12 protein-coding genes are annotated in these 13,472 nt (G+C 69.6%); 6 read left to right on the top strand and 6 right to left on the bottom strand.

Annotated features, from left to right (window positions below; translation table 11 throughout):
• Window positions 1–49 precede the first annotated feature (49 nt).
• Window positions 50–970, bottom strand: coding sequence for a heme o synthase (locus LLS1_RS16885; RefSeq protein WP_226657376.1), 921 nt, complete (start codon window positions 968–970; stop codon window positions 50–52).
• Window positions 971–1,315: 345 nt separating this feature from the next.
• Between LLS1_RS16885 and tkt the strand changes: the two genes are divergently transcribed.
• From tkt to pgl, 6 genes are read left to right on the top strand one after another with little or no spacing between them, the layout of a single operon-like run.
• Complete coding sequence (gene tkt, locus LLS1_RS16880) at window positions 1,316–3,409, top strand: transketolase (protein WP_226657374.1); 2,094 nt, start codon at window positions 1,316–1,318, stop codon at window positions 3,407–3,409.
• Between the two features lie 27 nt (window positions 3,410–3,436).
• Window positions 3,437–4,549 (top strand): transaldolase, encoded by a 1,113-nt coding sequence (tal, locus tag LLS1_RS16875; RefSeq protein WP_226657372.1) that lies wholly within the window; start codon window positions 3,437–3,439, stop codon window positions 4,547–4,549.
• A complete protein-coding gene (locus LLS1_RS16870) occupies window positions 4,546–6,156 on the top strand; it encodes a glucose-6-phosphate isomerase (protein WP_226657371.1) in 1,611 nt (536 codons plus the stop codon). The genes tal and LLS1_RS16870 overlap by 4 nt, the downstream gene beginning before the upstream one ends.
• A 32-nt stretch (window positions 6,157–6,188) precedes the next feature.
• Window positions 6,189–7,730 (top strand): glucose-6-phosphate dehydrogenase, encoded by a 1,542-nt coding sequence (zwf, locus tag LLS1_RS16865; RefSeq protein WP_223356579.1) that lies wholly within the window; start codon window positions 6,189–6,191, stop codon window positions 7,728–7,730.
• A complete protein-coding gene (locus tag LLS1_RS16860; RefSeq protein WP_223356582.1) occupies window positions 7,727–8,704 on the top strand; it encodes a glucose-6-phosphate dehydrogenase assembly protein OpcA in 978 nt (325 codons plus the stop codon). The genes zwf and LLS1_RS16860 overlap by 4 nt, the downstream gene beginning before the upstream one ends.
• On the top strand, window positions 8,701–9,471 hold the full coding sequence (pgl, locus tag LLS1_RS16855) for a 6-phosphogluconolactonase (protein WP_226657369.1): 771 nt from the start codon (window positions 8,701–8,703) through the stop codon (window positions 9,469–9,471). The genes LLS1_RS16860 and pgl overlap by 4 nt, the downstream gene beginning before the upstream one ends.
• A gap of 147 nt (window positions 9,472–9,618) precedes the next feature.
• Here the strand turns inward: pgl and LLS1_RS16850 are convergent, their stop codons facing one another.
• From LLS1_RS16850 to gap, 5 genes are all read right to left on the bottom strand, one after another.
• Entirely contained in the window at window positions 9,619–9,984 is a 366-nt protein-coding gene (locus LLS1_RS16850) for an RNA polymerase-binding protein RbpA (protein WP_226657367.1), read from the bottom strand.
• A gap of 26 nt (window positions 9,985–10,010) precedes the next feature.
• A complete protein-coding gene (gene secG, locus LLS1_RS16845) occupies window positions 10,011–10,256 on the bottom strand; it encodes a preprotein translocase subunit SecG (protein ID WP_025159475.1) in 246 nt (81 codons plus the stop codon).
• A gap of 89 nt (window positions 10,257–10,345) precedes the next feature.
• Window positions 10,346–11,149 (bottom strand): triose-phosphate isomerase, encoded by an 804-nt coding sequence (tpiA, locus tag LLS1_RS16840; protein WP_226657365.1) that lies wholly within the window; start codon window positions 11,147–11,149, stop codon window positions 10,346–10,348.
• Complete coding sequence (pgk, locus tag LLS1_RS16835) at window positions 11,137–12,354, bottom strand: phosphoglycerate kinase (protein ID WP_226657363.1); 1,218 nt, start codon at window positions 12,352–12,354, stop codon at window positions 11,137–11,139. Before pgk ends, tpiA begins: the two co-directional genes overlap by 13 nt.
• Before the next feature lie 15 nt (window positions 12,355–12,369).
• Window positions 12,370–13,374 carry a type I glyceraldehyde-3-phosphate dehydrogenase gene (gap, locus tag LLS1_RS16830; protein ID WP_021764736.1) on the bottom strand — a complete coding sequence of 335 codons (1,005 nt, stop codon included), beginning with the start codon at window positions 13,372–13,374 and terminating at the stop codon, window positions 12,370–12,372.
• Between the last annotated feature and the right edge of the window lie 98 nt (window positions 13,375–13,472).

Raw genomic sequence — 13,472 nt, 5'->3', positions numbered from 1 at the left:
GAGGCCGGGCCAGAGCGGGTCGGGCAGGCCGTACCCCGCTGCCGACGGCTCAGAACGGCAGCAGCGGGTCGATCGCGACGGCGAGGAAGATCAGGGTCAGGTAGGCGATGGAGCCGTGGAAGACGCGCATCGGCGACACCGATTCGTGCCGGATGGCGAGGTTGTAGAGGCGGTGCGACTCGTAGAGGAACCAGCCGCCCACCACGACCGAGATCGCGATGTAGAAGAGGCCCATGTGCGCGACGGGGATGAGCAGCAGCGAGCACGCCACCATCGCCCATGCGTAGAGGATGACCTGCAGTCCGACGACGGCGCGGCCGCGGACGACCGCGAGCATGGGAACGCCCGCGTCCTTGTAGTCGGTGCGGTACTTCATCGACAGCGGCCAGTAGTGCGGCGGCGTCCAGAGGAAGATGATGCCGAAAAGGATGAACGGCGTCCAGTCGAGGGATCCCGTGACGGCCGCCCAGCCGATGAGCACGGGCATGCAGCCCGCGACCCCGCCCCACACGATGTTCTGCGGGGTGCGGCGCTTGAGGATGAGCGTGTAGAAGACGACGTACAGGAGGATCGCGACGACCGAGAGCGCAGCGGCGAGCCAGTTCGTGAAGACGGCCAGCACGACGACCGAGGCGATTCCCAGCACCCACGAGAACACGAGCGCCTCGCGGTCGCTCAGCTCGCCGGTGACGAGCGGCCGGTTCTTCGTGCGCCGCATCACGCGGTCGATGTCGCGGTCGATATAGCAGTTGAACGCGCCGGCGGAGCCCGCCGACATGTAGCCGCCGACCACCGTGGCCAGCACGAGCCAGAGGTTCGGGATGCCGTTCGCGGCGAGGATCATCGTCGGGACCGTCGTGACGAGCAGCAGCTCGACGACACGCGGCTTGGTCAGCGAGATGTACGCCTTGACCTTGCGCGCGAGGCCGATTCGGCCCGGATCGACACGGCTCTCTACAGCGACGTCCATTGCTCCTCGTGATGTTCGCTCGTGCGACCGGGGCGGCGCCGTTCGGGCGACCGCCGTCGTGGTCGAAGTCCTGCTGATCGCAGTCATGAGCAAGTCTACGACACCTCCGCGCCGGTACCCCGCTCCGAGCCGCTTCACAACCCGCTGAGGGAAGAGGGCACGTTTCGTGCGTGTTACCTATACTTGGAGGTGCTCGCCAGCCGGAGCCCGTTTCCCGTACGGCCGTTTGTAGGTGTCATCACGCAGACGGGGGCCTGGCGCCGATGACGTCCACGGCGCGCACTACCTCAACCGGTGCGGGTTTCACGACGACCCTCACCACATCTACGAAGGGTCAGTTTTCACGTGGCAGCTCTGCAGTGGGATCCCATTGACAACAAGGCGGTAGACACGGCGCGCGTCCTCGCGGCCGATGCGGTGGAGAAGGTGGGCAACGGTCATCCCGGTACGGCGATGAGCCTGGCCCCGGCCGCGTACCTCCTGTTCCAGAAGGTCATGCGCCGCGACCCCCACGACCAGCACTGGCTGGGCCGCGACCGCTTCATCCTCTCGGCGGGTCACAGCTCGCTCACCCAGTACGTGCAGCTCTACCTCGGCGGTTACGGCCTCGAGCTCGACGACCTCAAGGCGCTCCGCACCTGGGGCTCCCTGACCCCCGGACACCCGGAGTACGGCCACACCGATGGCGTGGAGATCACCACCGGCCCGCTCGGCCAGGGCATCTCCTCCTCGGTGGGCTTCGCCTACGCCGCCCGCTACGAGCGCGGCCTGTTCGACCCGGAGGCCGAGCCGGGCACCAGCCCGTTCGACCACTTCGTCTACGTGATCGCCGGTGACGGCGACCTGCAGGAGGGTGTGAGCTCCGAGGCCTCGAGCCTCGCCGGCCACCAGCAGCTCGGCAACCTGATCGCCATCTACGACAGCAACCAGATCTCGATCGAGGACGACACCAACATCGCCTTCACCGAGGATGTCAAGGCCCGCTACGAGGCCTATCACTGGCATGTGCAGGTGGTCGACTGGAAGAAGACCGGCGTCTACACGGAGGACGTCCAGGCGCTCAACGACGCGATCGTCGCCGCGCAGGGCGTGACCGACAAGCCGTCCCTCATCATCCTCAAGACCATCATCGGCTGGCCGTCGCCGAAGAAGCAGAACACCGGCAAGATCCACGGCTCCGCCCTGGGCGCCGACGAGCTGCGCGCGGTCAAGGAGGTGCTCGGCTTCGACCCCGAGAAGACCTTCGAGGTCGCCGACGAGGTCATCGAGCACACCCGCAAGGCCGTCGAGCGCGGCGCCGAGCAGCGCGCCGAGTGGCAGAAGGGCTTCGACGCCTGGGCCGCCGCCAATCCCGAGCGCAAGCAGCTCCTCGACCGCCTGCTCACCGGTGAGCTGCCCGAGGGCGTCGAAGAGGCGCTCCCCGTCTTCGAGGCGGGCAAGGACGTCTCCACCCGCGCCGCGAGCGGCAAGGTGCTCAACGCCATCGCGCCGATCATGCCCGAGCTCTGGGGCGGCTCCGCCGACCTCGCGGAGTCGAACAACACCACCATCGAGGGCGGCGCGTCGTTCGTGCCGACCGAGCACTCGACCCACGAGTGGACCGGCAACCCGTACGGGCGCGTCCTGCACTTCGGCATCCGCGAGCACGCGATGGCCGCGATCCTCAACGGCATCGTGCTGCACGGCCCGACCCGGCCGTTCGGCGGCACGTTCCTGATCTTCAGCGACTACATGCGCCCGGCCGTTCGCCTGGCCGCGCTGATGCAGGTCCCGTCGATCTTCGTCTGGACGCACGACTCCGTCGCCCTCGGCGAGGACGGCCCGACGCACCAGCCGATCGAGCAGCTGTCGACGCTCCGCGCGATCCCGCACCTCGACGTCGTGCGCCCCGGCGACGCCAACGAGGTCGCGTACGCCTGGAAGACGATCCTCGAGCGCCGCAAGGGCCCGGCCGGCATCGCGCTGACCCGCCAGAACATCCCGGTGTTCGAGCGTGGGGACGGCGACGCCAGCGGCGACACCCTCGCGTCCGCGAAGAACGTCGCGAAGGGCGCCTACGTCCTGGCCGAGGCGCCAGGCGGCACCCCGGACGTCCTGTTCATCGCCACCGGCTCCGAGGTGCAGATCGCGCTCGAGGCCCGCGAGGTGCTGCGCGGCGAGGGCATCAACGCCCGCGTCGTCTCGGCCCCGTCGCTCGAGTGGTTCCACGAGCAGCCCGCCGAGTACCAGGAGCACGTCCTCCCCGCGTCGGTGAAGGCCCGCGTCTCGATCGAGGCCGGCCTCTCCCTCAGCTGGGACAAGATCGTCGGCGACCACGGCCGCAGCGTCTCGATCGAGCACTTCGGTGCCTCGGCCGACTACAAGACCCTGTTCCGCGAGTTCGGCATGACCACCGAGCACGCCGTCGCCGCCGCGAAGGAATCGCTCGCGTCGCTCTGAGCGCGGGCACGAGGAGATAGAAGAGAAATGACCGACACCACTCCCACCGCACAGCTCTCCGCCGCGGGCGTCAGCATCTGGCTCGACGACCTGTCCCGCGAGCGGATCGCCACCGGCGGCCTGCAGAAGCTCATCGCCGAGAAGAACGTGGTCGGTGTGACCACCAACCCGACGATCTTCGCCGCCGCGCTCAGCAAGGGCGAGGCGTACGCCGACCAGGTGAAGAGCCTGGCCGCGGCCGGCACCAGCGTCGAGGACGCGATCTTCGAGATCACGACCGACGACGTCGCCGCCGCGAGCGACATCTTCCACGAGGTCTACGAGCAGACCGAGGGCACCGACGGGCGCGTCTCGATCGAGGTCGAGCCGGGCCTCGCGCACGACGCCGCCGGAACCATCGAACAGGCCAAGAAGCTCGCCGCCAAGGTCGACAAGCCCAATGTGCTCATCAAGATCCCCGCGACGGTCGAGGGCCTCGAGGCCATCACCGAGACGATCGCGGCCGGGATCAGCGTCAACGTGACCCTGATCTTCAGCCTCGACCGTTACCGCGGCGTCATCGACGCGTACCTCACCGGGCTCGAGAAGGCCAAGGCCGCGGGCATCGACCTCTCCGGCATCCAGTCGGTCGCCTCGTTCTTCGTCTCGCGCGTCGACACCGAGATCGACAAGCGCCTGGCCGCCATCGGCACCGACGAGGCCGACGCCCTCAAGAGCAAGGCCGGCGTCGCCAACGCCCGCCTCGCCTACGAGGTGTACGAGCAGGCGTTCGCCTCCGACCGCGCCAAGGCCCTCGTGGCCGCCGGCGCCAACGAGCAGCGTCCGCTCTGGGCTTCCACCGGCGTCAAGGACCCGAGCCTGCCCGACACGCTCTACGTGACCGAGCTCGTCGCACCGAACACCGTCAACACCATGCCGGAGAAGACGCTCGACGCGACGTTCGACCACGGCGTCATCACCGGCGACACCGTCACCGGCAACTACGCCGACGCGAAGGGCGTGCTCGACGCGCTCGCCGCCCTCGGCGTCGACTACGACGACGTGACCGCCACCCTCGAGCGCGAGGGCGTGGACAAGTTCAACGTCTCGTGGGCCGAGCTGGTCGAGACCGTGAAGACCGCACTGGAGGGCGCCAAGTGACCTTCCGCATCCATGTCACCGGGCCGGCCGCGGACGCGGTCGCCTCGGTCGTCCCGCAGCTCGTGGCCGACAAGGTCGCGTCCGGCATCACCGCGCTCGACCCGGCCCTCTGGGGTCCCGACGCCGAGCCCGAGGCGTCCAAGCGCCTCGGCTGGACGGAGGCCGTCGCGATCTCCCGGCCCCTCGTCGCCGAGATCGTCGCCCTCCGCGAGCAGCTGCACGCCCGCGGCGTCGACCACATCGTGCTCGGCGGAATGGGCGGCTCGTCGCTCGCCCCCGAGGTCATCACGCGGACGGCCGAGGCCGAGCTCACCGTGCTCGACTCGACCGACCCCGGGCAGGTGCTCGCGGCTCTCCGCGACCGCCTCGACCGCACCGCCGTCGTGATCTCGTCGAAGTCGGGTTCGACCCTCGAGACCGACAGTCAGAAGCGCATCTACGAGAAGTGGTTCCGCGAGGCCGGCATCGACCCGACGGAGCGCATCATCGTCGTGACCGACCCGGGCTCCCCGCTGGACGAGTCGGCGCGCGCCGCCGGCTACCGCGTATTCAACGCCGACCCCAACGTCGGCGGACGCTACTCGGCGCTGACCGCGTTCGGCCTCGTGCCGTCCGGCCTCGCCGGCGTCGACATCGCCGAGCTGCTCGACGAGGCGGAAGCCACATCGCTCGAACTCGCCGTCGACCGCGAGGACAACCCGGGTCTGGTGCTCGGCGCGGCCATCGCCGGGACGAACCCGCTCAAGGACAAGCTCGGCATCGTCTCCGACGGCACCCACATCGTGGGCTTCGCCGACTGGGCGGAGCAGCTGATCGCCGAGTCCACCGGCAAGGAGGGCACCGGGCTCCTCCCGGTCGTCCTCGACACGCTGGCCCCCGAGCTCGAGCTGAAGCCCGCCGACCTGCAGGTCGTCCGCCTCGTCGCGAACGCGGAGGCGCACCACTTGTTCCCGGCCGACCGTCACGAGGGCGAGATCCTCGTCTCGGGCAGCCTCGGCGCTCAGCTCCTCGTGTGGGAGTACGCGGTCGCCGTCGCGGGTCGCCTGCTGGGCATCAACCCGTTCGACCAGCCGGACGTGGAGGCGGCCAAGGCCGCCGCCCGCGCGCTGCTGGACGACCGCCCCGAGGCCGCGGCCCCGGCGTTCACCGCGGGCGGTATCGAGGTCCGCGAGACGGGCACCTTCCTGGGCGACGCGACCACCCTCGACGCCGCCGTGGACGCCCTGCTCGCGCAGCTCGGCCCGGACGGCTACGTGTCGGTGCAGGCCTACGTGAACCGCCTCGCGCTCCCCCAGCTCGAGGGTGTGCGCGACCTGCTCGCCGCCAAGGCGAAGCGTCCCGTCACCTTCGGCTGGGGACCGCGGTTCCTGCACTCCACCGGGCAGTTCCACAAGGGCGGCCCGGCCGTCGGCGTCTTCCTGCAGATCACGGCGGCCGCTCCGGAGGACCTCGAGATCCCGGACCGACCGTTCACCTTCGGCCAGCTCATCCAAGCCCAGGCCGCCGGTGACGCCAGCGTGCTCGGCGCGCACGGCCGTCCGGTGCTCACCCTCACCCTCACGAACCCCGAGGCGGACGTCGTCTCGCTGTTCGAGGCCGTCAACTGACCAGCGGCGCCCCGCGCCGACCAAGGAGATCGATGTCCCCGGTGGAAATCACCCCGGAGTTCAACCCGCTGCGGTTGGCCTCCGATCGACGCCTCAACCGCATCGCCGGACCCAGCAGTCTCATCATCTTCGGTGTGACGGGAGACCTCTCCCGCAAGAAGCTGATGCCGGCCGTGTACGACCTCGCCAACCGCGGCCTCCTGCCGCCCGGGTTCTCGCTCGTCGGGTTCGCCCGGCGCGACTGGGAGGACCAGGACTTCGAGAAGGTCGTCCACGACGCGGTCATGCAGTACGCACGCACCCCGTTCGACGAGGACGTCTGGAAGCAGCTCGCACAGGGCATCCGCTTCGTCCCCGGCGAGTTCGACGACGATGCGGCGTTCGAGCGCCTCAAGGAGACCGTCGAGGAGCTGGACCGTGAGCGCGGGACCATGGGCAACCATGCGTTCTACCTCTCGATCCCGCCGAAGGCGTTCCCCATCGTGACGGAGCAGCTGCGCCGTTCCGGCCTGGCCGACCAGTCCGGCGAGGGCTGGCGCCGCGTCGTCATCGAGAAGCCGTTCGGGCACGACCTCCAGTCGGCCCGCGAGCTCAACGCGGTGGTCGAGACGGTCTTCCCGGCCGACTCGGTGTTCCGCATCGACCACTACCTCGGCAAGGAGACAGTCCAGAACATCCTGGCGCTGCGCTTCGCGAACGAGCTGTACGAGCCGATCTGGAACGCGAACTACGTGGACCACGTGCAGATCACGATGGCCGAGGACATCGGCGTCGGCGGACGTGCCGGATACTACGACGGGATCGGCGCCGCGCGCGACGTCATCCAGAACCACCTGCTCCAGCTCCTCGCCCTCACGGCGATGGAGGAGCCCATCTCGTTCGACGCCGCGGACCTCCGCGCCGAGAAGGAGAAGGTCCTCGCCGCGGTGCGCCTGCCCAAGGACCTCGCCACGGCGACGGCCCGCGGGCAGTACTCGAGCGGCTGGCAGGGCGGCGAGAAGGTCGTCGGCTTCCTGGAGGAGGACGGGATGAACCCCGAATCCACCACGGAGACCTATGCGGCCATCAAGCTCGGCATCGGCACCCGCCGCTGGGCGGGCGTGCCGTTCTACCTCCGCGCGGGCAAGCGCCTCGGCCGCCGCGTCACCGAGATCGCCGTCGTCTTCAAGCGCGCCCCGCAACAGCTCTTCGCGGAGTCGCAGACGTCGGCTCTGGGGCAGAACGCGCTGGTCATCCGCGTCCAGCCGGACGAGGGTGTGACGATCCGCTTCGGCTCGAAGGTTCCGGGCGCCGGCATGCAGGTGCGCGACGTGAGCATGGACTTCGGCTACGGGCACGCCTTCACCGAGGCGAGCCCGGAGGCGTACGAGCGGCTCATCCTGGATGTGCTCCTCGGCGACCCGCCGCTGTTCCCGCGCCACGAGGAGGTCGAGCTCTCGTGGAAGATCCTCGACCCGATCGAGCAGTTCTGGGAGACCCAGGGCCAGCCCGAACAGTACCGCCCCGGCACCTGGGGCCCGAAGTCCGCCGACGAGCTCCTCGCCCGCGACGGCCGCGTCTGGAGGCGCCCATGATCGTCGATCTGCCCGACACCACCGTCAGCAACATCTCCAAGACCCTGGTGAAGATCCGCGAGGAGGGTGGTGCGGTCGCCCTCGGCCGCGTGCTGACCCTCATCATCGCGACCCACCTGGGCCAGGAGGAGGAGGCCATCGAGGCCGCGAACGACGCCTCCCGTGAGCACCCGATGCGCGTCATCGTGGTCTCCACCGAGGAGGAGCGCAGCCACAAGGCCGACGCCAACGACGGGGAGGGCCGTCTCGACGCCCAGATCCGCGTCGGCGGCGACGCGGGCGCCAGCGAGGTCATCGTGCTCCGCGCCTACGGCGAGACCGCGAGCGACGAGGAGGGGCTGGTCACCGGCCTGCTCCTGCCCGACGCGCCGGTCGTGGTCTGGTGGCCGGGCATCGCCCCGGCGAAGGTCTCGCACTCCCCGCTCGGCCGCATCGCGACCCGCCGGATCACCGACGCGTCGGCGCAGCCGAACCCGCAGGAGGCGCTTTACCACCTGGCCGAGACCTACGCGCCGGGCGACACCGACTTCGCCTGGACGCGCCTCACCCTGTGGCGCGCCCAGCTCGCGGCGGTGCTCGACCAGCCGCCGTACGAGCCGATCACCGCGGTGGAGGTCGCCGGCGCGGCGGACTCCCCCAGCACCCTCCTCCTCGCCGCCTGGCTGCGCCTGCAGCTGCAGGTCCCCGTGCAGTACGACCTCGCCTCGCGCGCGGTCGGCTCGGGGGGCATCCACGGCGTCCGCATGGAGCGCGCGTCCGGCACCATCGAGCTCGAGCGCGAGGTCCCGAACGTGGCCCGCCTCTCGCAGCCCGGCCAGCCGTCGCACGATCTGGCCCTCCCTCGCCGCAGCCTCCGTGATTGCCTCGCGGAGGAATTGCGTAGGCTGGACCCGGACGACCTCTACGGCGAGGTGATCACCCACGGCCTCGGACTCCTCGAGACCGCCGACGAAGGAGCGGGCGCGCGCGCATGACGAACGAACGGCGGGTGCTCGTGCACCCCGACAAGGAGGCCGTGACGGCTTCGGTGGCCGCACGGTTCCTGACCAAGACCATCGACATCCTCGACGACCTCGACGGGGCGCACATCGCACTCACCGGCGGGACGATGGGGATCGCGGTGCTGGAGGCGATCAACGCCTCCCCCGCTCGCGACACCATCGACTGGTCCAAGGTGCACTTCTGGTGGGGCGACGAGCGGTTCGTCGAGAAGTCGAGCCCCGACCGCAACGAGCGTCAGGCCCGCGAGGCCCTGCTCGACCACATCGCGGTCCCCCCGGAGAACGTCCACCCGTTCCCTGCCACCGACGAGATCGCCGACATCGACGAGGCCGCGCGGGTCTACGCTGCCGAGCTCGCGGCGTATGCGTCGGAGGGACTCGACTTCCCGCGGTTCGACATCACCTTCCTCGGGGTCGGGCCGGACGGCCACATCGCGTCCCTCTTCCCCGACCGGCCGGGCATCCGGGAGACGGAGGCGACGGTGATCGCCGAGCGCGAGTCGCCCAAGCCGCCGCCCGCGCGGCTCAGCCTCACCCGCCCCGTGCTGAACGCGTCCGACCGCATCTGGCTGGTGCTGGCGGGCACGGACAAGGCAAGCGCTCTGGGCCTCGCCCTGGCCGGGGCGAGCTACACCGAGGTGCCGGTCGCCGGCGCCAAGGGCCGCAAGCGCACCGTGTTCTTCGTGGACAAGGATGCGGCGGTCGACGTGCCGGAGAATCTGATCGCGCCGAGCTACTGACGCGATACGCCTGACGCCCCGCCGGTCATCGACCGGCGGGGCGTCGTCGTGTGCGCTGCGGACGGGCCGACGACGTGCAGCGTCGACCACACGCAGAAAGGGCCGCTCACGAGATCGTGGGCGGCCCTTTCAGCGACGCGCTGGGCGTCAGGTGGTGGTGGGCTTGCCGCGGCGGGCGCGGAGCTGGTTGAGGGCGTCCTCGAGCAGCTGCTCCGCTTCCTCCTCCGAACGGCGCTCCTTCACGTAGGCGAGGTGCGTCTTGTACGGCTCGGCCTTCGCGACCGACGGCGGGTTCTCCCGATCGCGTCCGGCAGGCAGGCCGCTGGACGGCGAATCGATGGTCTCGGGGATCTCCTCCTCGGGCAGATTGGCCGCGAAGTAGCGGACGGTCTCGTTGCCGAGCGCATCCCAGTACGACACGGCGATGCGGTCCGCGTGGAACCCGCGGTCCTGCTCGCCCATCGGGCCCGCGCCGACGCGCGAACCACGGATTGCACTTCCTCCGGAAGCCATTGTTCTCCTCTGGTGAAAGGCGCTGACTAAGCGCTGAACTTGGTGATCAGCCCGAGCACGACGATGCAGACGATCCAGATGATGCCCAGAACGACCGTGATGCGGTTGAGGTTGCGCTCAGCGACGCCCGACGCGCCGAGGTTGGAGGTGACGCCGCCCCCGAACATGTCGGAGAGTCCACCGCCGCGCCCCTTGTGCAAGAGGATGAGCAGCGTCAGCAGGAGGCTGGTGATGCCCAGCAGCACCTGCAGGACGACCTGGAGAATCTGCACGAGTTACCTTTCGCGTAACGACACCCGGGCCGCGCCCGGGGAAAGCCAACGACCAGTATAACCGGCCGGGTCGAGAACGACCGTCTCCGTCAGAGACCGACGTGCTTCTGGTAGCGGATGATGCTCGCGAACTCGGCCACGTCGAGGCTCGCGCCGCCGACGAGCGCACCGTCGACGTTCGGCTCGCGCATGAACGCGGCGATGTTGCCGGACTTCACCGAACCACCGTAAAGGATGCGCGTCTTCGCGGCGACGTCCGCGCCGAGCAGCTCGACGATGACGGCGCGCAGGGCGGCCGCGACCTGCTCGGCCTGCTCCGGCGTCGCCGCCTGGCCGGACCCGATGGCCCAGACCGGCTCGTACGCGACCACGAAATCGGCGGCCGAGTCGACCTGCGCGAGCGCGGCGCGCAGCTGCGCGACCGGCACGGCGCTGGCGCCGTGCACCTCGAGGTCCTCCGCGGTCTCGCCCACACAGATGATCGGAGCGATGTTGTGCGCGATCGCCTGGGCCGTCTTCGCGGCCACCTGCTCGTCGGTCTCACCGTGGAGGGTGCGACGCTCGGAGTGGCCGATGATCACGTAGCGGCATTCGAGGGCGGCGAGGAACGCCGCCGAGATCTCGCCCGTGTAGGCGCCCGAGACGTGCTCGGAGACATCCTGACCGCCGAAGGCGATCGGGAGCTTGTCGGCCGACACCAGCGTCTGCACGCTGCGCAGATCGGTGAACGGCGGGAAGACGGCCGCCTCGACCGCAGAGAAATCGTGGCCCGCGTCTTTGAGCGTCCACGCGAGCTTCTGCACGACCGCGATGGCCTGGAGGTGGTCCAGGTTCATCTTCCAGTTGCCGGCGATGAGCGGAACACGCCGCACCGAGGGGCTCACTGCTGCCATCCGAGGACCTCCAGACCCGGGAGGCGCTTGCCCTCGAGGAATTCGAGGCTCGCTCCACCGCCCGTCGAGATGTGACCGAACTGATCGTCCGAGAAACCGAGCGCGCGGACCGCAGCGGCCGAGTCGCCGCCGCCGACGACGCCGAGACCGTCGACCTCGGTCAGCGCCTGCGCGACGGCCTTGGTGCCGGCCGCGAACGGGGTCAACTCGAACACGCCCATGGGGCCGTTCCAGAAGACGGTGCGTGCACCACGGACGTATTCCGAGAAGAGCTGCGCGGTCTCCGGGCCGATGTCGAGCCCGAGACCGGAGGCGCCCCAGTCGGTGTCCTCGATGGCGTCGACCGGGCGCACCACGTGCTCCGCGTCGGCGCCGAACTTCGAGGCGACGACCACGTCGCGCGGCAGCACGATCTCGACGCCGCGCTCCCTCGCCTGAGCGAGGTAGCCCTTCACGGTGTCGATCTGGTCGGCCTCGAGCAGGCTCGACCCGACCGGATGGCCGAGCGCGGCGAGGAAGGTGAAGAGCATCCCGCCGCCGATGAGCAGCGAATCGACGCGCGGCAGCAGGTGGCCGATCACGCCGAGCTTGTCCGAGACCTTCGAGCCGCCGAGGACGACCACATACGGCCGCTCGGGGTTCTCGGTGAGCCGATCGAGCACGTCCAGCTCGGTCGCGATGAGCGTTCCCGCGGCACTCGGAAGCGCCTGCGCCAGCTCGTACACGCTGGCCTGCTTGCGGTGCACGACTCCGAAGCCGTCGGAGACGAAGGCGTCACCGAAGGCCGCGAGCTTCGCGGCGAACGCGGCGCGCTCGGCGTCGTCCTTGCTGGTCTCCCCCGGGTTGAAGCGGAGGTTCTCGAGCAGGGCGACATCGCCGTCCTGGAGGCCGGCGACAGCGTCTGCGGCGCCCTGGCCGACCGTGTCCTGCGCGAAGGTCACCGGCTTGCCCAGCAGCTCGGAGAGCCGCTGGGCGACCGGCGCCAGGCTGTACTTCGCATCGGGTGCGCCCTCGGGGCGACCCAGGTGGGAGATGACGACCACCTTCGCGCCCTGGTTGATCAGGGCGTTCAGGGTGGGAATCGACGCTCGCACACGGCCGTCGTCCGTGATCTGGCCGTCCTTCAGGGGGACGTTCAGATCACAGCGGACGACGACACGCTTGCCGGCGAGCGAACCGAGTGAGTCAAGGGTGCGGAGCGTCACGTCGGTTCCCTGTCGTTAGAGGCGCTCGGCCACGTACTCGGTCAGGTCGACCAGGCGGTTGGAGTAGCCCCACTCGTTGTCGTACCAGCTCGAGAGCTTGACCTGGTCGCCCAGGACGCGCAGCAGGCCCGCGTCGAAGATCGACGAGTGCGGGTCGGAGACGATGTCGCTGGAGACGATCTCGTCCTCGGTGTACTTGAGGATTCCCTTGAGCTCGCCCTCGGCGGCCTCCTTGTACGCGGCCTTGATCTCGTCGACGGTGACCGGGCGCGAGGCGGTGACGGTCAGGTCGGTGATCGAGCCGGTGGGGACCGGGACGCGGAGCGCGAAGCCGTCGAGCTTACCCTTGAGCTCGGGGAGGACCAGGCCGATCGCCTTCGCGGCGCCGGTCGAGGTCGGGACGATGTTGATGGCGGCGGCGCGGGCACGGCGCAGGTCGCTGTGCGGGCCGTCCTGGAGGTTCTGGTCGGCGGTGTACGCGTGGACCGTGGTCATGAGACCGCGCTCGATGCCGAACTTGTCGTTGAACACCTTCGCCAGCGGGGCGAGGCAGTTCGTGGTGCACGACGCGTTGGAGATGATGTTGTGCGCGGCGGGGTCGTAGAGGTGCTCGTTCACACCCATGACGAACGTGGCGTCCTCATCGGTCGCGGGGGCCGAGATGATGACCTTCTTGGCGCCGGCCTCGATGTGCTTCTTGGCGTCGGCCGCCTTGGTGAAGCGGCCGGTCGACTCGATGACGATGTCGACGCCCAGGTCGCCCCAGCCGAGGTTGGCGGGGTCGCGCTCCGCGAGGACCTTGATCGGCTTGCCGTTCACGACGATGTTGTCGCCGTCCAGCTCCACCGTGGCGTCCAGGCGGCCCGTGATCGAGTCGTACTTGAGCAGGTGTGCGAGCGTCTTGTTGTCGGTGAGGTCGTTCACCGCGACGATCTCGAGGTCGCTGCCCTTCGCGAGGGCCGCGCGCAGGTAGTTGCGACCAATGCGACCGAACCCGTTGATTCCGATCTTTACGGACACAGATGTCTCCAGTTACTTGATGGGCGCCGGACGGCGCTGATATGGGTGTGTGAAGCGGACGACGGCGTCCCGGGAGGAGCCCTCCCGGGACGCCTCAC

Origin of the sequence: Leifsonia sp. LS1 (assembly GCF_020521355.1) — a bacterium.
Classification (GTDB): domain Bacteria; phylum Actinomycetota; class Actinomycetes; order Actinomycetales; family Microbacteriaceae; genus Leifsonia.
Note: the sequence above shows the minus strand (reverse complement) of the source record. Positions and strands in the feature narration are given on the sequence as shown.

Coding starts and splice junctions, on each gene's coding strand:
- LLS1_RS16885 (WP_226657376.1), bottom strand. CDS start 970: ATGGACGTCGCTGTAGAGAGCCGTGTCGATCCGGGCCGAATCGGCCTC.
- pgl (WP_226657369.1), top strand. CDS start 8,701: ATGACGAACGAACGGCGGGTGCTCGTGCACCCCGACAAGGAGGCCGTG.
- LLS1_RS16850 (WP_226657367.1), bottom strand. CDS start 9,984: ATGGCTTCCGGAGGAAGTGCAATCCGTGGTTCGCGCGTCGGCGCGGGC.
- LLS1_RS16860 (WP_223356582.1), top strand. CDS start 7,727: ATGATCGTCGATCTGCCCGACACCACCGTCAGCAACATCTCCAAGACC.
- tal (WP_226657372.1), top strand. CDS start 3,437: ATGACCGACACCACTCCCACCGCACAGCTCTCCGCCGCGGGCGTCAGC.
- zwf (WP_223356579.1), top strand. CDS start 6,189: ATGTCCCCGGTGGAAATCACCCCGGAGTTCAACCCGCTGCGGTTGGCC.
- tpiA (WP_226657365.1), bottom strand. CDS start 11,149: ATGGCAGCAGTGAGCCCCTCGGTGCGGCGTGTTCCGCTCATCGCCGGC.